This is a genomic window from Nitrosomonas sp. (assembly GCF_019635155.1).
Taxonomy (GTDB): domain Bacteria; phylum Pseudomonadota; class Gammaproteobacteria; order Burkholderiales; family Nitrosomonadaceae; genus Nitrosomonas.
The window spans coordinates 245,107-265,380 of record NZ_JAHBZY010000002.1 but is presented as its reverse complement, the minus strand read 5'-3'; the positions used below and the strand labels follow the sequence as shown (position 1 = coordinate 265,380).

The following is a 20,274-nucleotide window of genomic DNA, read 5'->3' as shown; positions in this document are numbered from 1 at the left end:
CAAGAAAAAGTTTTTATTATGCTTTTTTGTTACGCAATGTGAAACCTAATAATCCTAAACCAACCAGTAACATGGCGTAAGTTTCCGGTTCCGGAACTGGCGATGTAACCCAATTTGATGGAGTAGGATGCAGATCTGTTAGAGCGTATGGATCTACAGAAATGATGCCGGAAATCGGATCTGGTTTCCCAGCTGTATGATGTGCTAAGGTACCGGTAAAGTCTGTAATATCGACGCCTGCGCCGGATATCGTCCAAATGCTGTTTGCATAATCCCCGTCAAACCGCTGAGCTTGATTAGGCTTAAACCAATCAATCGAAATATACTGGGCGTCGGATTTATAGCCGCTGTCCATATTTGGATTGGTATGGTATGCAAATGAATCAATATCCGCGCCGTGAACCAATGGTTGCGCGAATGTTGGTGAAGCAGGTCCCTGGTAAACAAATTCCAAGTGATTTACAGTCGAATCAGAAGGGTCCGCAAAACCGGGTGATGACCAGTTTGGTGTCAACTCAAAAGTAACAACACCACTGGCTGTTTCCGTTAATTTCAGTTCTGCAACTGTAGGATATCCTGAACCAAATGATGCTGTAGCAGGTAAATCAAACTTAAAGGTTACTGTATCACCGATGCTAGCAAATGCAGGCGCAGCACCAACACTCACTAACAAGGCTGTAGCAACTGTTATTTTTCTCATTTTTAACTCCTTTGTGCTGAGAATTTGAATGCAATCAGAAAAAATCTGATCTCCATCGAGTTTTCTTAATTTATGAAAACTTATAAAAAGCCTAAAAAATAAAAGACGAAGGTAAAGATGCTTTATTGTTATTATTACAGGGTAAATATACTACTTAATCAATCAAGCACAATAGTTCATCGCACCTGAATTTATTAGTATATTTGTCCCAATTTGAATAAATAACTCTTAGTATTATGCACTCAACAAAACAATCCGCTTCCGTGCTCCTCGATTATAACTCACTATCGATCTATCCTTTTGTTTTTTTTAATAATTTCTTAATGTTATTTATAAAACAAAATCGATATCCAAATGAAAATGAACAATAAATCCGAAGTCATGCCGATGCTCCGATGCGTACTGGAATACGCTGTCTGCCAAACTGGCCGGTAAACCGCTCGTATCGACCGGCGATTACGGCGTTGCAATGATTGCAATGACCATCCGCGGTCAATCGATACTGCTTGATTTCATACCAATCGCGCACGATTAATTCACTACCGCATGAAGGGCAATAAGTGGTATCGCCTTCCGTATGATGCGCGTTTCCGATATACACGTAACGCAATCCGGCATCCAATGCGATCTGGCGTGCCCGGATCAGCGTTTCAATCGGTGTCGGCGGTATATCGGTCAATTTATAATCCGGATGAAAAGCACTAAAATGCAAAGGTACATCAGGCCCTAATTCTTTGATGATCCAATCACTCATCGCACTGATTTCCTGACTCGAGTCGTTCAATCCAGGAATTAAGAGGGTTGTCAGTTCCAACCATACATCGGTTTCATGCTTCAAATAACGCAAGGTGTCGAGCACAGGCTGCAAGTGTGAACCGGTTTGTTTAATATAGAATTCTTCGGTAAATGCCTTCAGGTCGACATTCGCCGCATCCATTTTAGAAAAAAACTCGCGCCGCGGTTGCGCATGAATATAACCCGCCGTTACCGCGACCGTTTTAAGGCCGCGCGCATGACAAGCATCCGCCACATCCATCGCATATTCGGCAAATATCACCGGGTCGTTATAAGTAAATGCCACGCTCTTACAGCCATATTTTTGAGCACTGCAAGCAATCGCTTCCGGATTCGCCTGATCCATCAGCTTATCGAAACTACGTGATTTGGAAATATCCCAGTTTTGGCAGAATCTGCAAGCCAGGTTACAACCAGCGGTGCCAAACGATAGGATGCTGCTGCCGGGATAAAATTGGTTAAGCGGCTTCTTTTCAATCGGATCAATGCAAAAACCGGATGAGCGCCCATAGGTTGTCAATACCATCGCATCCCCCACCCGCCCACGCACGAAACAAGCGCCGCGCTGCCCGTCGTGTAATTTGCAATCACGCGGACACAAATCACATTGGATTCGGCCATCGTCGAGTTTGTGCCAGTATTTTGCCGGATGGCGTTGTGCGGCACCAATCAATTCATCCATGGATAAACTCCTCCGGAAAATCAGCCTCACACCATTTGGTTACGGTATAACGGGATAGCTGAACGTTATCCGCCCAGAAATCTTCCGCCAGTCTGGCTTTTAATTTCAATTGCGCAAGAAACTGCCGCGGTTGCGGCAGGCTTTCCCATACTTGCGGTAGAAATGTGCTGCGATAAGGGCCGCATTCGAGCACCACACCGTCGACAGCCGGACGCAATTGCCGCAGCGCATCCGCTTCCGTTGTAAAATTCAGCGGCTCCAATTCGGAAAGTAACGATACTTCGATTTCGACAGCTCCGAGTTCATCGACCGTTAAAGGCATGAATCGAGGGTCACGCAATGCCGCCGACACGGCATTGTTAGTCACATCATCAATGAGTGGATACAGCGCTTGTAAAGAGCCGATGCAGCCGCGCAATTCCCCTTGATGCGTTAATGTAACAAACGTTGCGCCCGGTTTTGATAACCAAGCAATATGCGTATCGACTGCTGCGGATTCGGCTGGCAAACGCAGTGCACGAGCGATCGCCGTACGGGCGATTTTAAGCAATACCTTTCCTTGCTCGTTTTTATCAAGTGTCATCGCCACCCCCTCAGCAAGAAAATGCAATCGCGGCATAACCCACCACATGATCGCGCGAACCAGCGGTGTCCCCGGAATTTCTTAAATCCAGTAACCGGGGCTTTAAATGATGTTTCTGTGCCGCCAACATCAAGCCATTGATTGGAATATTGCCGCATGCCTGCGCTTGTTCAATCGGTAGTTTTAATTGCAAAATCGATTGCACCGTTCCCGTATCCATCCGCTGTGCTGTGGTGTAGGGCAAATAATGCGACAAATCGGAACTGATAACGATTAAAGTTTCCTCTCCGCCCCACACATGATCCAGGACTTCCGCCACCGCTTCCGCCGAAGTCATGCCAACTGCCAGCGGCAGCAATGCAAACTCACCCAACACACTCTGTAAAAATGGCAGTTGCACTTCCAGCGAATGTTCCAATGTATGCGCTTCGTCACTGACCATTACTTGCGGCAAGTGCGCAATCTCTTTAATTAAGTCTGTATCCAGTCGTACAGAACCTAGCGGTGTTGCAAATACATCCACGTTTGGCAATGCCAAACCCTGTACCGCAACCCGATGAGCCGGTCCCAATAATACAACTCGCCGAATCCGGGTCGCGATTGGGTTCAGACAGGCATAAGCCGTTGCTGCGATAGCGCCGGAATAAATATATCCCGCATGTGGAACGATTAATGCCTTGGGTTTAATATCTGGAAACTTTGCGTGTGCCAGCAGTTGCCGCACATCGTGCTGCAACTGCTGAATTTCTGCGGGATAAAACAAACCTGCGACAGCAGGTGATCGAACCATTGCCATAGAACCTCCACAAAACTCAAATTCCGAAATAAACTTCCAGGTACAAACGATTCACATACAACCCGGAGTCTCTTTTGTACTGATACATGCCTCGTTTTGTTACGAACTTTGAATTGTGGAGGCCCTTACTGATATTAATTTGCTTAATATGGGCGTGATACTCAGAAATCAAGAAGCAAGAAGCAAGAAGCAAGAAGCAAGAAGAAACGTTCTTTTAATTCGTTTACCCCATGATCAACTGTTAAAAATACTATAGGTTAAATTTAAACAAAGACCTCCCTATGTAAAGAAAATAATATCCTGAACAATCTTAGGCAGTACGATTCCTGCTAAAAGTTTGCGGGCGATTACCAACCATCGCGGTATAAATTCATCAATTGCGTGGCATTATTGGCCAGCCGGGTAATACTATGCCGGTCGATACGCAAATCTTCCAGATCCACTTTGCGATTGGACAGCATTTCCTTCAAATCGAAGTTGAATTGAATCAGTGGCGTCACATGATGGGAATTCAAATAGATAGCGCCGGTTTCATTGGTATTCGATACCGGATCATGCACATCGGCAATCACATAAATCAAATCTTCAAGCGCTTCATAAGGAAGAGTAATTCTGTAAGTATCAAAGAAATGATCTGGAACCGGCGAAGAATTTAATGCAAATGTTTCCAGACCCAATGTAGCACCGACCGCTTGCGCTAATCCACCGCCCAATGAATGACCGGCTACTGTAATTTTCGCGTCCGGATATTTGCGAATCATGCTTTGCGCAAAATTAAAGGCGTCTTTAAATTGATCGCTGACCCTGCCAATTCCGATCGCGGCATCCGCCAAGGCATCGCGAGTCGTGTCTTCGATCTCTTTAAAAGAACAAGGAAAATCACACGTTTCGGTACCGCGGAATACCAGCGCCAACTCATTGGTTTCACGGTTTCTATAAACACCGGCATCCATTCCGGAGCTTTTTCCGTTGGATTCAATCAAATCCCAAGAACCTACCTTCACATTATCAAAATCATAGATTGCATCGGCAAGCTGCGCGAACGGAATCGACCTAATCAATAAATCCACAGCCCGGCGCTCATCGGAAAGCAGCATTCCGTAAGGTTTCCAAGTGACATTGGGCACATAGCCGGGATTGGTGTACAGCGCCACATTGCTCAGCTCAAACACTGAAACCAAATCATCATCCACATCCTTTATCCAATTCAGGCTGACGTCAAAACGCTCGGTTCCATAAAGCCTGGGAATGTCAATCTTAGGCAACCTGAGTACACCGTTTATCATTGAGAAAACGGGATTGTCCGTATTGGAACTCTCATCAAAAGCAACGCTGAGCAGCTTGAATTGATTAGGATTTTCGGCACCCAGCCACTGTAACGCCGCTTTATAGAACAATTCGCCCGATGAATCCGTCACACGGATATTTTGCAAACAGACTAGTCCATCGGATTCAAAAAAAATCGCTGGCGCCGCCACATCGGCACAATCCTCCGGCATTGCCCGAGCAGTCGTTACGACAATTAGAAAAAAAACAAAAATATTTAATCTTGATAAATGTAAAAACCAATTTCTCATAAATGCGCCCGATAAGCTTAAAGTTACACCATGCAGGAATAAAATCATGATCAAAAAGTAAAAAAACATTCCATTTAAAAGTACATCAAATCAATATGAAACTAATTACTTATAAAACAATATTTTACCTGCCATAAATATATCTTCGGAAATGAATGATCGTTTCCAATCAAACCGATTTTCGGATTCCTTGCCACGAATGAATCCTCTACCAATGTCCTCAATACGGCTATCTGGTTTCACGTTCTCGACTCGACATATTCATTCAATTGTTTCCAAAGTTTTTTCTAACACCGGACAATAATGTCCAAACGCTGATTTTCGAGTATACTGCCCGGCTGTCAGCACCATCCGGATAGTAGGATAATCTGGGCATAAAATACAAGATACTGAATTAACTAATTTTAATTGAAAATTATCAAGGAGAATTTATGCGCAAACTTGTAACCAGCATATTTTTAATTTTAGCCTTTGCTATACCATACAACGCTTCAGCCCATGAAGGAGAAGATCATGAGCACGATGAGCCTTCGGCCGATACCGCGTCCCCGCAACTGGAGAGTGGAATCGGATGGCAACTTATCCGTTCCCTTGAAATGGGTAACTCTGGAAAATTTGTGCACATGGTACTCATTGATCATGCCGTCTACACCGACAAAACCGTTTACAGCGCAGCTATCAACAGGCTCTGCCGTGCTGATGATGAATTTTGCCGGATCCGATTTTGGAGTCAAGAAAAGTATATTCCTGAAAAAGCTGCATTGACGACTGAGCAAAACAAACACTTAAGAGCCGATTACTTGGTCAATAAATCTGCGGGCATGCATCATCTGCGCTGGTCTTGCAGTGTTGATCCGGATAAAGCCAAGTGTTTCTAAGCTAAAACCGATTAACTTGATGTGTGCAAGCGTAAGTCGTCCGGAACACCGCAACCCGACTATATCAATCCGATAAAACAAGGCTGCGAGTTCCGCACAAATACGGCAATTCGTTCGAGTAGTTTATAAACAAAGCATTCCACCAGCTTTCCAGCATCGTCACATTGTTAAGCTTTGACAAATAAGTGTTGAAGCTGTGCGGCAGTACACTAAATATGTAAAGCACGCTTGTCCACACTAAGAACAGCTTCATGAAAGACTTCGGATAACGACGGATGCGCGTGTACGATACAAGCAATATCCTGACTGCTGGCTGAGAACCTCATTGCCACGACTGCTTCCGAAATAAGCTCCGAAACATGTGGACCGATCATATGGACACCTAAAATCCGATCGGTCTTTTCATCCGCCAATACTTTTATAAATCCACCCGCCTCACCCATTGCCCGGGCACGGCCATTGGCCATAAAAGGGAATTGCCCCGTTTTATAAGAAACACCCGCTGCGCGTAGCTCTTGTTCATTCTTTCCAACCCAAGCTATTTCCGGTGCGGTATATATCACCCAGGGAATGGTATTAAAATCGACAGCTTCATGCGGATCTGCATGACCTTGCTCAACCTGCATAATCATTTCAGCGACCGCCACGCCTTCTTCCGATGCCTTGTGCGCCAGCATCGGTCCACGCACCACATCGCCCACCGCATAAACATTCGTCAAATTAGTACGACAATAAGCATCGACTACAACAAAACCCCGCTCATCCAAAGCCAATCCAACCTCTTGAGCGCCTAGCCCGGCGGTATTCGGAATCCGACCAATCGCGACAATTAATTTATCCACTTCCAAGTGTTGTTCTTTATTATTGGCGTCACTATAGCTGACCACCACTGAATCCTCGGAAAGCTTGACCGAATTAATGTTGATACCGGTATTAATCTGCAACCCCGGCTCTTTAGCAAACATGCTTTTGGCTTCCTTGGCAATTTGCTCGTCAGCAGCCATCAAGAAACCCGGCATTGCTTCCAAAATTGTCACTTCCGAACCAAGGCGGCGCCATACGCTGCCCATTTCCAGGCCGATCACACCCGCTCCGATAACACCCAATCGCTTTGGTATTTCCGTCAAGGCAAGAGCACCCGCATTATCCAGAATCATGGCATTGTCGATAGGCGCAAAAGGTAGCGGTCTGGGTGCCGAACCGGTCGCCACAATCACGTACTTCGCCTGTATCGTTTCCACCGTACCATTATCTTCAACCTTAATCGCCCATAAATTAGCCGATTCTTCACGTTTTAATAACGTTCCTCGCCCATGCATCGATTTCACTTTATTTTTTTTAAATAGCGAAGCGATACCTGTAGTAAATGTTGCAACAATCTTGTCTTTGCGCGCAACCATCGCAGGAATATCCACTGCAACTTGTTGCACGGTAATCCCATGTGCGGAAACCTTATGCTGAATTTGAAAAAATTTTTCCGATGACTCTAATAGTGCTTTTGAAGGAATGCAGCCAACATTCAGGCAAGTACCACCGAGACTCGCTTTGCCCTTCGGGTTTTTCCATTCATCAATACATACGGTATTCAAACCAAGTTGCGCAGCGCGGATAGCCGCAACATAACCGCCGGGTCCCGCACCAATAACCGCCACATCAAATGTCTCTGACATAATTAATCCTGCCTAAATATCTTATAAAAGAGTAATTCTAAAATAAAAAGCCTTATCGTTATTAATATTCGACTCTTTTAATCGTTTCCTGTGACGAATCTTACTGCAAGGGTAATTCGCCACTTTCGCACCCGACGACGCTGATTTCCCGCACTGCTTGCACATAATCTCCCCGCTCGCGCAGTTTCGTCAGGGAACCGGCTTGATTCTTTGAATGCAAACGAGCCAATCGAGCCAAACTCGCCGCCGACATCTCCCAACGCAATCCTCCCAATACCTCGTCTGCTCCCAAAGGATTATTACACACCAATATCATGTCGCATCCTGCAGTCAAAGCAGCTTGCGCTCTCGCCAGCATCGAATCAAGATGCATTCCGGCGCCACGCATGTTGAGATCGTCGCTAAAAATACACCCATCAAATTGCAATGCCGTCCGCAAAATTTTTTGTAACCATATTTTAGAAAATCCGGCCGGATTGGAATCGATGTCCGCATAAATCACGTGAGCCGGCATGATACCGGCAATCCCGGAATCAATCATATGTTGAAACGGAATCAAATCGTTTGTTTCAATGTCGCTATAACAACGGTGATCGATCGCTTTTTCGAGATGCGTGTCGGTACGGATATAACCATGCCCCGGAAAATGTTTACCGACCGCCAACATACCCCCTTGTCTAAGTCCCTGCATCAACTGAAGCGCAAGATCCGATACGACATGAGGATTACTGTGAAAAGCGCGATCCCCAATCACGCTGCTATGACCATGATCGATATCCAGTACCGGGGTAAAACTGAAGTCGACACCACACGCATTTAGCTCGGCGGCCAATACATAACCAACTTGTTTGGCGAGATGACGGGCTCTGGCAGGTTGTTTATCCCATAATCTTCCTAACTCGCGCATGGCTGGCAATTGTGTAAAATCCTGCTGGAAACGCTGAACACGCCCGCCTTCATGATCAACTGCAATCAATAGATGAGGGCTGCGTAACGCATGAATCTGCCGGGTTAATTCGGTCAACTGCCGATGGTTGACGTAATTACGTGTAAAAAGTATTACGCCGCCCGTGAGCGGATGAGTCAATCTTTTAATATCATCCTCGGCCAATTCCGTACCGGCAATATCAAGCATTACTGGTCCGAGTGTCACAACTACTTCTCCAATACTACGAATGCACAAACCATATTCATCTCATCACTGATCGACAGATGATGCTGGATAATGCCCTTAGCGCTAATCAATTGATAGAGTTCCGGATGGAATTGAAAAAAAGGTTTTCCCAAATCATCATGACTGATCGTGATATAAGTCAGACTAACCGGATGGCGTAATCCAGTACCCATTGCCTTGGACAATGCTTCCTTGGCGGCGAACCGGCTGGCCAGAAACGATATCGGCTTACTACTGATATGATATTCCCGCCACTCACTATCAGTTAATATGCGCCGGGCAAAGCGATCTCCAAAACGTTCCAGTGACTGAGCAATCCGGGCAGACTCGACAATATCTGTCCCGATCCCGTAGATCATTGCCTTGCCTCAATCATTCGCTGCTTCATTTCCTGGACGGCACTCTTGAAACCAACAAAAATTGCCCTGGCAACAATTGCATGACCAATATTCAGCTCGGAAATCCCGGAAATAGCAGCAATCGCTTGCACGTTCTCATAGTGCAATCCATGCCCGGCATTGACTTTCAAACCTAGATCGATACCTATTGCAACTGCCTTCTGCACCGCGGAAAATTGCAGTCGCTGCATCTCAGCAGTGGGTGCATCGGCGTAACTGCCAGTGTGAATTTCAATCACTGGCGCGCCTGCCCGGGCAGCCGCTTCGATTTGCCGCTGATCCGCATTGATGAATAACGAGACTCTGATTCCTGCTTCCCCTAATTGCCGACATGCTCGCCTGACTTGATCAAAATGCCGGATCACATCAAGTCCACCTTCCGTCGTTAGCTCTTCCCGCCTTTCCGGCACCAGGCAGATATCGTGAGGCTTTATTCTTAATGCAATAGCAATCATTTCATCGGTTACAGCGCTCTCTAAATTCATCCGGGTTGTCAGTTGACCTCGTAATATCTCCACATCACGATCCTGAATGTGTCGCCGATCTTCGCGTAAATGCAGCGTAATAGCATCTGCACCCGCAGACTCGGCAATCAGCGCTGCTGCAATCGGATCCGGATATGTCGTTCCACGCGCCTGCCGCAACGTTGCGACATGATCAATATTGACTCCCAGTTCAATCATGATTTTGCGATTCTCGAAATGCCAGTGATCACAATTCTATATCCTCACTCGTACCCTAGACTTTTAAGCGCAGCTTCGCTATCAGCCCAGCCGTTTCTAACTTTCACCCAAACTTCCAGATAAACTTTTCCACTGAACAATTGTTCCATATCGATACGCGCTTCTGTTGCTATTCGCTTCAATTTCTCACCTTTTTTCCCAATCAGAATTGCTTTCTGATTGGGTTTCTCAACAAGAATAGTGGCATAAATTTTGTGCAAATGATTTTCCACACTAAATTGATTAATCACAACACTGGTCGAATATGGAATTTCATCACCCACCAAGCGAAACAACTTTTCTCGGATGAATTCGCTGGCTAAAAACCGCTCACTGCGATCCGTTACGTCATCCTTTTCATAGATGGGTGGATTTACCGGTAAGTAACCGCGGATCGTATCGAGCAATTCCGGTAATTGCGTTTTTTGCATGGCACTTACCGGAATGATATTGGAAAAATCAAAGGCTTCCGCCATGCTGCTTAAAAAAGGCAACAACAAATTTTTATCAGTGAGCTGATCGATTTTATTAATTACAAGAATGACTGGAATATTTTTAGGTATGACTCTGAGCGCATCGATATCTCTTTGATCAAAGCGCATCGCTTCGATAACAAACAGTATTACATCGACTTCCCGCGCACTTTGTGTCACCACCCGGTTCATGAATTTATTCAACCGGTTAGTGTACTGGGTCTGGAATCCCGGCGTATCCACAAAAATGAATTGCGCTTGCTGATCCGTCAAAATGCCATTAATCCTAAAACGAGTCGTTTGCGCTTTTTTAGATGTAATGCTAATTTTCTGTTGCAGCAAATTGTTTAATAAGGTTGATTTTCCAACATTTGGCCGACCGATAATCGCAATGTAGCCCGCACGGAACTCAATATCATTAGTCATCGAAGAGAAATTGTTTTTAGTGTGATGCATTCCAAATTGCAACTTCTATCTTTATTTGCAATCATCAGGTAAGCAAATTTTCTCATACGCCATCTTGGCCGCAGCCTGCTCTGCACCCCGCCTATTGGCACCTTCCCCAATTGTACGGATGCCAAGCGATGGAATCATGCATTCAACTTGAAATTTCTGTTTATGCGCTTTACCCGTCGTTGTCACAACGTTATATTCCGGCAAAGTCAATTTCCGGCCCTGCAGAAACTCTTGCAGCAATGTTTTAGGATCTTTTCCCTGTGTTTCCAGATCAATATTCTGGAAAAGAGGTAGATACAACGCACCAATGACCTGTTCAGCATGCACGAAGCCGCTATCTAAATAGATGGCACCTAAGACAGCTTCAAATGCATTTGCCAATATAGAAGGCCTGTGAGCGCCTCCGCTCCTTAGTTCCCCTTCTCCCAGTTTAATCAGCTTATCAAGCTGCAAATTAAGAGCAATATTTGATAGCGCCGCTTGATTAACAAAATTTGCACGTAGCCGCGATAAATGACCTTCCGGCAAATCCGGAAAGTTTTTATAAATTAAACCGGCCATCGCACAATTCAATACTGCATCACCAAGAAACTCAAGCCGTTCGTTATGAGGAACGCTGTGACTTCGATGCGTTAGGGCTTCCTGCAATAATCTAGGATCGGCAAAGGAATAACCAAGACGTTTACAAAATGCAACCAAAAATTGATTACCGGTCTGAGCGGTTCCATTTGTCATGGTGTTTCCAAATATCAATCACTATCGGCTTCAAAATCAATATGCAATGAGATATTAGAAGCCAGTGGAATTTTCACGGTATATTTTGTACTCAAGATAAATCGCCCATTTTCTTTTCTCATATGAATATCCTGGGCATTGATCGATTTAATATTATCGATTGAAGCGCGTTTACCAAAGGACGTTCTGATTTGATGTAAGTCTGGAGTTTGCAAACTTGTTTCTTTAATAATGGCATTGAAATTTTTCTTGATCGAGAAATATTCGAGATAGACAGGTGCAACTTTTAAAGTAAAAACAGCGAGTATTACGATGATCGCTCCCCACAACAACAGACCTGATAAACTGATACCTTTCTGCTTTTTCAGTGTTGCGTAATACTTCATGCATACCCCTTCCTGATGAGAGTTCCTAAAATATTAATCGATAGAAAGTCCGATACGGCTAAGATCGCTGAAATTCCACCAAATCATGAAAGCTTTTCCGACAATGTTTTCTTCCGGAACAAATCCCCAATAGCGGCTATCGCTACTACTGTCACGGTTGTCACCGAGTGTGAAATAACTTCCGGAAGGGACCTCACAAGTAAACCCCGAGCGTCGATATTTGCAGTTCTCACGAAACTCGAACTGCCTCACATTCGCATATTGCATTCCTTTAACATCTTGATTAATCAAAATAGAGTGATTTTTATCAGAAAGATATTCCGTGAATTGATCGGCATAAATATAACCTAACCCCGATTCGACATATTTATAATCCCCTTCATACTCCATCCTCACCACTTCGCCATTAATGATTAATTGCTTATTATGATAAGTGATCGTATCTCCGGGAATTCCTATCACTCGCTTAATATAATCAATTGATGGATCTTCCGGATAACGAAAAACCAGAACATCGCCACGCTGCGGCTCATTGACATCCATGATTTTCTTATTAATCACTGGCAACCTGATCCCATAGGTGTATTTATTGACCAATATAAAATCACCAACCAGCAATGTGGGAATCATGGATCCGGATGGAATTTTAAACGGCTCGATCACAAAAGACCGTAAACTGAAAACTATCAGAATAATCGGAAAGAAACTTTTCGGATACTCAATCCACCAAGGCTCACTATCCCCCTCAGCACGTGATTTACTCCAAAACAAATAGTCCAATAAATAGATAATGCCTGTCACGACAAGCAGTACAAACAGAATTAAGGGAAAATTCATAATAATTCCCTTGATTTCAGCTGAATCAGTATCTTACTGACGCGCACCGTTCCCTGATCAGTGCTGGAGATCGGTTCAATAGTATTAATCGCCATTATTTATTATCAACCTGCAAAATTGCTAGAAATGCTTCCTGCGGAATTTCGACATTACCTACTCGCTTCATTCTCTTTTTACCTGCTTTTTGTTTCTCCAGCAACTTTCGTTTACGGGTTATATCGCCACCGTAACATTTTGCCAACACATTCTTACGTAACGCTTTAACTGTTTCACGCGCTACGATGTGCGCTCCAATTGCAGCCTGCACGGCAATATCGAACATCTGCCTCGGGATTAATTCGCGCATTTTTTGCACCAACTCGCGCCCTCGATATTGACTATTGCTTCGATGAATAATCAACGACAGCGCATCAACCTTATCCCCGTTGATCAATACATCCAATTTCACAAGATCGGAAGCCCGAAACTCTTTGAATTCATAGTCCAATGATGCATAACCACGACTCGTGGATTTCAATCGATCAAAAAAATCCATTACGACTTCGTTGAGTGGCATTTCATAAGTCAACATTACTTGCTTACCCATGTATTGCATGTTGGTTTGATTACCGCGCTTGCTGACACACAATTTGATCACGGCGCCAACATATTCTTCCGGTACGATAATGGTTGAGGTGATGATCGGTTCACGAATTTCAGCAATTTTCGAAAGATCCGGAATCTTAGATGGATTCTCAATTTCGATTATCGATCCATCCCGCATCAGCACTTGATAAATCACTGTTGGTGCAGTGGTAATCAAATCCATGTCGTATTCTCTTTCCAGCCGCTCTTGCACGATATCCATATGCAACAACCCCAGAAAACCGCAACGAAAACCAAATCCCAATGCCTGTGAAACTTCCGGTTCGAAATGCAATGATGAATCATTGAGCCGCAGCTTTTCAAGAGCGGAACGCAGTGCATCGTATTGATTGGACTCAACCGGATACAGCCCGGCAAACACTTGCGGTTTGATCTCTTTGAAACCCTGAAGCGGTTTATCTGCCGGGCGGATAGCGGAAGTTATCGTATCACCTACTTTCGCCGCATCAAGTTCTTTAATCCCGGAAATGATAAACCCCACTTCACCAGCACTGAGTGCATCACGTTGAACCGATTTGGGAACAAACACGCCTACTTGTTCGCACAAATGCTCCGCTTTTGTCGCCATCAGCAACATCTTATCACCCGGTTTAAGAGTTCCTTCCATCACTCTGACCAGAACCACGACACCTACATAATTATCAAACCAAGAATCAATAATCAGTGCTTTCAGTGGCGCATTCGGATCACCGGTTGGCGCGGGAATCTTTTCAATCAAGGCTTCCAGAACATCTTCCACTCCCAATCCTGTCTTTGCACTGACCCGCACAGCATCTTGCGCATCAATCCCAATGACTTCTTCAATATTTTGAATCACGCGTTCAGGATCAGCAGCCGGCAAATCAATTTTATTCAGAACTGGAATAACTTCGACGCCTTGCTCAATTGCGGTATAGCAATTAGCAACCGTCTGAGCCTCCACGCCTTGTGATGCGTCAACAACCAGCAGTGCGCCTTCGCACGCCGCTAACGAACGTGAGACTTCATAGGAGAAATCAACATGTCCAGGCGTGTCGATCAAATTTAACAAATAAACTTTACCGTTTCTTGCTTTGTAGTGCAGCGCAGCAGTCTGAGCCTTAATGGTAATCCCTCTTTCACGCTCCAAGTCCATGGAATCCAGTACCTGCTCTTCCATCTCGCGATCCGATAGACCGCCGCACAAATGAATAATGCGATCCGCCAATGTGGATTTACCATGATCAATATGGGCAATGATGGAGAAATTGCGAATATGCTGCATCGGGATATGAAATAATTAAAATTAACTTCCAGAACAATCAAAAATACAAATATCAACCCGGAAATTAAAATATTGTATCGACTGATAAAAGAGGCAGCATTCTAACTAAATTTAGCAAGATAATCATCTAATGCCGTTAAATTCAGAAAGTGATGGCAGATTTCTTGATTAGTAACAGGTGACATGAGCACTGGGATTTTCTCTCCATACAAAGCGATCAGTGCCGGATCGCTATCGATATCAATGACTTGAAAATTAAATGATACTTGCTCTTGCAACTTCCGCAGTGCAAGTATCATGTCCTGACAAAGATGACACTCCTCACGACCATACAATATCAACATGTTTGCAGACCGAGAAACATTCAATCCCTGCTCATTGCTTGTCGTCATCGTCTGTGAGTTTCATCGTGATAAAAGTCGTCATCTCCCCTCGTTTAATCAACAAGGCAATATTTTTTCCGCTCTTCACTTGATTAAGCAGTTCATTAAATTGTTCAGTGGTTTTCACATCTTTACTATTCAAACCCATAATAATATCTCCACTGCGAATTCCTGTACGACTGGCGATTCCAGATTGTACTTCCTCGACCAACAATCCATTTGCAATTTCCAGTTGTTTCTTTTGCTCAGCCGTAATTTCACTTAAAATTAATCCCAAGCGATTAGGGTCTTCAGTTTTTACATCCGGTTTTTGCTTACGTTTTTCCGCAGTTTGATCAGAAGGAGTGTCCCCAACCTCAACTTTAATTTTTTTCAAGGCACCATCCCGCCAAACTTGCAGGAACACTTTCGAACCCGGTTTAGTATTGCCAACTATCCGTGGCAAATCTGAAGACGTTGCAATTTGTTTCTCGTCAAACGATAAAATAATATCGCGCGCTTTTATACCAGCTCGATCAGCAGGGCTACCTTTCTCAACTGACACAACCAACGCCCCCTTGCTTTCCGCCAAACCGAAAGACTCTGCCAATTCTTTGGTAACCTCCTGAATCATAACACCGATTCTTCCACGACTTACTTTACCACTTACTTTTAATTGATCAGCAATTTCTGTCGCCACATTGATCGGTATAGCAAATGACAATCCCATGAACCCGCCCGTGCGACTGTATATCTGAGAGTTAATTCCGACCACTTCTCCTTTCATATTAAACAATGGTCCACCAGAGTTTCCGGGATTAATGGCCACATCGGTTTGAATAAATGGAACATAGTTCTCTTGCGCTAATGAACGCCCCTTTGCGCTCACGATACCCGCCGTTACACTGTGCTCAAAACCAAACGGAGAACCTATGGCTACCACCCATTCGCCGACTTTTAGATTTTCCGGATTACCCTGCGTTACCTTGGGCAGATCAGTCGCATTAATTTTGAGTAAAGCAATATCGGTCTTCCGGTCGGCCCCGACAATCTCAGCTGCATATTCTCGCTTATCGTTCAATTTTACCGTAATCTTATCCGCAGTCTCTATTACGTGCGCATTGGTCAGAATATAGCCGTCAGAGCTAATAATGAAACCCGATCCTAACGATTTTGGTTCCGATTTTCTCGGCCCCGAGAATGGCTGCATATGCCGCCTAAAAAAATCATAGAAAGGAGAGTTTTCCGGAATTCCCGGAAATTCTGGAATTGCTTGATTATTCAAAGTACTCGCATTCTGTACGGCGCTAATATTAACTACTGCGGCGCCATGTTTTTCAACCAACCCCGTAAAATCAGGAAGTCCGTTGGTCTGCCCAAACACAAGCGTTGAGCATAATAGTAATGGAAAAAATAAAAACTGAAACATGGCGTCGATCCTTGCAATACTTTATAAATAATTATTCTTTATAATTTTTATTAAACTAAACAGCACTTTAATTCACAACTACAGAAATCTAAATCAATCATGCCGAGAAACATTATTTTTGCTTAATAACAGCATCACCAATTAATTTAATTGTTTCCAGAGGAACTTCGCCAATCGTCGTTATTTTATTAGCCTCGACAGTTCTCACATAAATATTAATTGCGCCGCGACTCGAGAATAACCCCGCCATTGGTGATTCATTCTTGTCAATGGGCTCAATAAAAATTGAAACTGTTGCGAGACCGTCAGTCAAAGCAATATGATCGACTAACGTTGGCTTCTCTGTAAGATTTCGTTTCATTTCCACCAATTTTCTGAAGCCGACGGGGAGACTTGTGATTTCCCATTTCAACTCGCCTTTGTTTAAAAGGGATGCGGTCAGATTGGTAATTTTCCAATCATTCGAAATCATCGACACATCGGGGTTTACTTGCTCAGAAGAAATTTCCGAATCAATCTCCAGTTGTGCAAACGCAAATTGCTCAATGACTTCATTCCCATGCGTGACAGTCACTTTCAGAAGCAAACCTGATTCGCTATCAATCCAGAATTGATACCCAAAACGTAAGGAATCTCTCGGTATTAGTGATAAAACCTGACTCTCACGGCCCGCCACTCGCTCTCGTCTGGCTTCTGTTATATGATAATTTTTATCAATACCGTCAGCCGGATACAGAATATAATCGGGGAAAAATTTTCGGAACCAACGCCTTTCTGTATAAACTTTTTTGCTTTCCGGTAGATAGCATCTCATTTCATCATTATGGCGAAAAACAATGCGTGGCATTCCATCTAAAACTTCGATTTTTTCATGCTCACCTGATTTATCAATTTTGTGAACAATGCGCGAGGTCTCTATTTGGCTATCAGCATAATAAACGAATGTTCCTGAAAAATTGTGCTGACGAGGCGCATCGGTCATTTTTTTTATCCAAGCCAATGCACTTTCCGACGAGAGTGATAATTCTTGTGCCCACGCTGTTTGTAAACAAATAACAAGCAACAAAAACAGCGCAACAATTCTACAACTCATCATCTCCCATATCTTTCGTGATATTCGGTAGCACTATTAATATTAACATTGGTTACTTGTCCCCGCAGAGTTACGCCTGGAGAGAATTCTCGGTGAACAAATAAATAATCATTCATTTCAATGGGAGGGTGCGAGAAATTATATATAGATGGCGGTGTTGCGACCATAACGGGAGGGGCATTTAAGTTATTGTCACGATTGGTTTGTTCAGCAACAATTATCGTTCTCGGTTCATATAAATTTTGCATAATCAGCCATCCAGAGACCATTGCAAAAACGGAAGCTGCAATTGAAAAAGCAAACACTTTATATTTTTGTTTATTAGTGCTGCTCGTTGATGTCACTGAAACAATTGGGGAAAGGATCGTAGGCTCGGATTTTAATTTATGACTAACTCCAGGAGAAATATTCATCGATAGCCGTGATGATTGTCGCAAGGTATCTCCAATTAAATGATAAACCTTCCATTCTTCCCGCAACTCTTCCTCTCTTTTGATCGCCGCAATAACATCCGACACATTTTCACGCTCAAGTTCACCATCCATCAATGAAGATAATTTATTTTTCACATTACCACCTCTTGTCTTTACTTGTCCCCAGCAAAGGACGTAATTGTTCAGATATCGCTTCACGTGCACGAAAAATGCGTGAACGTACGGTCCCAATAGGACAATTCATAATATTTGCAATTTCTTCATAGCTTAATCCATCAATTTCCCTCAAAACAATCGCAGTTCTTAATTCTTCAGGCAATGAATCCAACGTTAGATTAACCGTTTGAGCAATCTGTTGGCTCATCAGTTCACTTTCGGGAGTATTCATTTCCTTTAGTAAGCTACTTCCCTCAAAATCATCACCATCCTCGTTTTCGAAGCCTTGCAGAGTAGGTAGCTTACGGCCTTGAGATACCAGAAAATTCTTTGCAGTATTAATGCCGATTCGATACAACCAAGTATAAAAAGCACTATCCCCACGAAATGAAGGCAACGCCCTATACGCTTTAATAAAGGCTTCTTGAGTAACATCCTCAACTTCAGCCGAGTCACGTATAAATTGCGACAGCAAACGTGCGAGCTTACGTTGATACTTAATGACTAGTAGATCAAATGCATGCTTGTCTCCGGCTTGAACTCTTTCTACTAACTGCTGATCGATCTCCCGATCACCCATACAACTTGATCCCTGAGCATTTTGAATGAATGTAGATTAATACTTGTGTGCATTATAGGTCATATCATAATGACGCAATAGATGAAGTATACCTATCCAATTCAATCTCGGGAACTATGTCACCGTACGTTACTCGCAATAAAGACAATTTGCCTTATCGATAAGTTCATAATTAATCGCCCTTCTTAGTAAAGGAAAATTTTCATTCCAAAACAACAAATGCTTAAGTGTAAGAAATCAAGCAGACCACCTCATCCCAGCACTTAAGTGCCTAGCCCTTCCCAATCAAATCTTCATAAAAATCTCTATCTTTCCTATAGTTAATATAAATTATCTTCCTAATAATAAAAAAATAAGCAGGATAGTTGACTAAATTAATCAAGTATCGTATAGTTGACTAAATCAATCGGGTATTTTTGAGAAATAATTTATCTTCAACCCGTTCGTTTTTTATAGGAGCAAGACATGAGACTAACAACAAAAGGTAGATTTGCAGTAACGGCACTCCTTGACCTAGCTTTGCAACAAAGCAATCAGCCTGTGACTTTGGCAGACATCAGTCAACGGCAAAAAATTTCACTATCATATTTAGAGCAGTTATTCGCGAAGTTACGTCAATCAGAGCTAGTCGACAGTGTACGTGGGCCAGGCGGCGGCTATTGTCTCGCAAAAGACTTAGATAAAGTATCCGTAGCTGATATTATCCTCGCTGTTGACGAACCCATTGATGCGACGCAATGCGGTGGTAAGGAAAATTGTCACAATGATGGTAAATGCATGACTCATGATTTGTGGGCAAAATTGAATGATCTGATTTTTGAATATCTTGGTGCTGTAACGCTGAAAGAATTAGTTGACAATCAAATCACTCAGCAAAACGAAGCGATTGTACCGCTTCTCGACATGCGAGAATCAACCGCTGCATGAATTGGATAATTGCTGTCTAATGTATATGCAAAGTTGCTACAGAACAAATTAATTCAAGTAATGTCGAATTTATCGCTGTTTCTTCAGTATTGATATACAGTTCCAAAAAATCAATATGAAAATCAGTGATATTGCAGTGAATTGAATTTCTTGGATAAACCATATGCCAATTACATTGACAGAAAATGCCGCAAAGCATATTCAGCAACAACTTGCGAAGCGTGGTAAGGGGTTGGCTTTTCGCATCGGAGTAAAAAAATCAGGGTGTTCCGGTTTTTCTTACACTTTCGATTATGCTGATCAAATTAACCCGGATGATCAATTGTTCGAATCCAACAACATCAGGGTTGTTGTCGATCGTATAAGTCTTCCATACATTGATGGCTCTCATATTGACTTTACGAAAGACGGTCTCAACAGTGTTTTTAAGTTTATCAATCCAAACATTGATAATACCTGCGGGTGTGGAGATAGTTTCAGCATTAAAGAATCAAACGCAATTACCTTATAATTAAAAATAAGATTTTTCTTTTTATTGGAAAA

General features: G+C 43.3%; 22 protein-coding genes. 3 read left to right on the top strand and 19 right to left on the bottom strand.

Annotation, left to right across the window (positions count from 1 at the left end; translation table 11 throughout):
* Positions 1-16: 16 nt before the first annotated feature.
* The 5 genes from KF839_RS02805 to KF839_RS02785 all read right to left on the bottom strand — a co-directional run bounded on the left by KF839_RS02805 (position 17) and on the right by KF839_RS02785 (position 5,133).
* Positions 17-700 carry a PEP-CTERM sorting domain-containing protein gene (locus KF839_RS02805; RefSeq protein WP_292916303.1) on the bottom strand — a complete coding sequence of 228 codons (684 nt, stop codon included), beginning with the start codon at positions 698-700 and terminating at the stop codon, positions 17-19.
* A 379-nt stretch (positions 701-1,079) separates the two neighbouring features.
* Positions 1,080-2,177, bottom strand: a complete 1,098-nt coding sequence (gene amrS, locus KF839_RS02800; RefSeq protein ID WP_292916302.1) for an AmmeMemoRadiSam system radical SAM enzyme — start codon at positions 2,175-2,177, stop codon at positions 1,080-1,082.
* Positions 2,170-2,760, bottom strand: coding sequence for an AmmeMemoRadiSam system protein A (gene amrA, locus KF839_RS02795; RefSeq protein ID WP_292916301.1), 591 nt, complete (start codon positions 2,758-2,760; stop codon positions 2,170-2,172). Before amrA ends, amrS begins: the two co-directional genes overlap by 8 nt.
* Before the next feature lie 10 nt (positions 2,761-2,770).
* On the bottom strand, positions 2,771-3,556 hold the full coding sequence (amrB, locus tag KF839_RS02790; protein ID WP_292916300.1) for an AmmeMemoRadiSam system protein B: 786 nt from the start codon (positions 3,554-3,556) through the stop codon (positions 2,771-2,773).
* Positions 3,557-3,903: 347 nt separating this feature from the next.
* Positions 3,904-5,133 carry a Tle-like phospholipase domain-containing protein gene (locus tag KF839_RS02785; protein ID WP_292916299.1) on the bottom strand — a complete coding sequence of 410 codons (1,230 nt, stop codon included), beginning with the start codon at positions 5,131-5,133 and terminating at the stop codon, positions 3,904-3,906.
* Between the two features lie 431 nt (positions 5,134-5,564).
* Here KF839_RS02785 and KF839_RS02780 point away from each other — a divergent pair, with 431 nt between their 5' ends.
* Entirely contained in the window at positions 5,565-6,011 is a 447-nt protein-coding gene (locus tag KF839_RS02780; protein WP_292916298.1) for a hypothetical protein, read from the top strand.
* A 209-nt stretch (positions 6,012-6,220) separates the two neighbouring features.
* Here KF839_RS02780 and lpdA read toward each other — a convergent pair whose 3' ends face one another.
* The 14 genes from lpdA to rpoE form a co-directional block, all read right to left on the bottom strand.
* Complete coding sequence (gene lpdA, locus KF839_RS02775; protein ID WP_292916297.1) at positions 6,221-7,681, bottom strand: dihydrolipoyl dehydrogenase; 1,461 nt, start codon at positions 7,679-7,681, stop codon at positions 6,221-6,223.
* A 100-nt stretch (positions 7,682-7,781) separates the two neighbouring features.
* A complete protein-coding gene (nagZ, locus tag KF839_RS02770; RefSeq protein WP_292916296.1) occupies positions 7,782-8,834 on the bottom strand; it encodes a beta-N-acetylhexosaminidase in 1,053 nt (350 codons plus the stop codon).
* A 2-nt stretch (positions 8,835-8,836) separates the two neighbouring features.
* The gene (gene acpS / locus KF839_RS02765; protein WP_292916295.1) at positions 8,837-9,214 is read right to left on the bottom strand and encodes a holo-ACP synthase; all 378 of its coding nucleotides are present in this window, start codon (positions 9,212-9,214) and stop codon (positions 8,837-8,839) included.
* Entirely contained in the window at positions 9,211-9,936 is a 726-nt protein-coding gene (pdxJ, locus tag KF839_RS02760; RefSeq protein ID WP_292916294.1) for a pyridoxine 5'-phosphate synthase, read from the bottom strand. Before pdxJ ends, acpS begins: the two co-directional genes overlap by 4 nt.
* A 44-nt stretch (positions 9,937-9,980) precedes the next feature.
* Positions 9,981-10,874 (bottom strand): GTPase Era, encoded by an 894-nt coding sequence (era, locus tag KF839_RS02755; protein ID WP_292916293.1) that lies wholly within the window; start codon positions 10,872-10,874, stop codon positions 9,981-9,983.
* Between the two features lie 51 nt (positions 10,875-10,925).
* Positions 10,926-11,639 (bottom strand): ribonuclease III, encoded by a 714-nt coding sequence (rnc, locus tag KF839_RS02750; protein ID WP_292916292.1) that lies wholly within the window; start codon positions 11,637-11,639, stop codon positions 10,926-10,928.
* Between the two features lie 14 nt (positions 11,640-11,653).
* A complete protein-coding gene (locus KF839_RS02745; RefSeq protein WP_292916291.1) occupies positions 11,654-12,025 on the bottom strand; it encodes a DUF4845 domain-containing protein in 372 nt (123 codons plus the stop codon).
* 33 nt (positions 12,026-12,058) lie between these two features.
* Positions 12,059-12,862, bottom strand: coding sequence for a signal peptidase I (gene lepB / locus KF839_RS02740; protein WP_292916290.1), 804 nt, complete (start codon positions 12,860-12,862; stop codon positions 12,059-12,061).
* Positions 12,863-12,956: 94 nt separating this feature from the next.
* On the bottom strand, positions 12,957-14,750 hold the full coding sequence (lepA, locus tag KF839_RS02735) for a translation elongation factor 4 (RefSeq protein WP_292916289.1): 1,794 nt from the start codon (positions 14,748-14,750) through the stop codon (positions 12,957-12,959).
* Positions 14,751-14,851: 101 nt separating this feature from the next.
* On the bottom strand, positions 14,852-15,142 hold the full coding sequence (locus tag KF839_RS02730) for a glutaredoxin family protein (protein ID WP_292916288.1): 291 nt from the start codon (positions 15,140-15,142) through the stop codon (positions 14,852-14,854).
* Positions 15,126-16,541, bottom strand: a complete 1,416-nt coding sequence (locus KF839_RS02725; RefSeq protein WP_292916287.1) for a DegQ family serine endoprotease — start codon at positions 16,539-16,541, stop codon at positions 15,126-15,128. The genes KF839_RS02730 and KF839_RS02725 overlap by 17 nt, the downstream gene beginning before the upstream one ends.
* Before the next feature lie 112 nt (positions 16,542-16,653).
* Positions 16,654-17,634 carry a MucB/RseB C-terminal domain-containing protein gene (locus KF839_RS02720; protein WP_292916286.1) on the bottom strand — a complete coding sequence of 327 codons (981 nt, stop codon included), beginning with the start codon at positions 17,632-17,634 and terminating at the stop codon, positions 16,654-16,656.
* Positions 17,634-18,203: a sigma-E factor negative regulatory protein gene (locus KF839_RS02715; RefSeq protein ID WP_292916285.1), complete on the bottom strand. Its 570-nt coding sequence runs from the start codon at positions 18,201-18,203 to the stop codon at positions 17,634-17,636. Before KF839_RS02715 ends, KF839_RS02720 begins: the two co-directional genes overlap by 1 nt.
* A gap of 1 nt (position 18,204) precedes the next feature.
* Complete coding sequence (gene rpoE, locus KF839_RS02710; RefSeq protein ID WP_292916284.1) at positions 18,205-18,804, bottom strand: RNA polymerase sigma factor RpoE; 600 nt, start codon at positions 18,802-18,804, stop codon at positions 18,205-18,207.
* A 465-nt stretch (positions 18,805-19,269) separates the two neighbouring features.
* On the opposite strand from rpoE, the gene iscR reads away from it, so the two are divergent.
* Both iscR and KF839_RS02700 read left to right on the top strand, forming a co-directional pair.
* The gene (gene iscR, locus KF839_RS02705; protein WP_292916283.1) at positions 19,270-19,731 is read left to right on the top strand and encodes a Fe-S cluster assembly transcriptional regulator IscR; all 462 of its coding nucleotides are present in this window, start codon (positions 19,270-19,272) and stop codon (positions 19,729-19,731) included.
* 163 nt (positions 19,732-19,894) lie between these two features.
* Positions 19,895-20,242, top strand: coding sequence for a HesB/IscA family protein (locus KF839_RS02700; RefSeq protein WP_292916282.1), 348 nt, complete (start codon positions 19,895-19,897; stop codon positions 20,240-20,242).
* Positions 20,243-20,274: the final 32 nt, after the last annotated feature.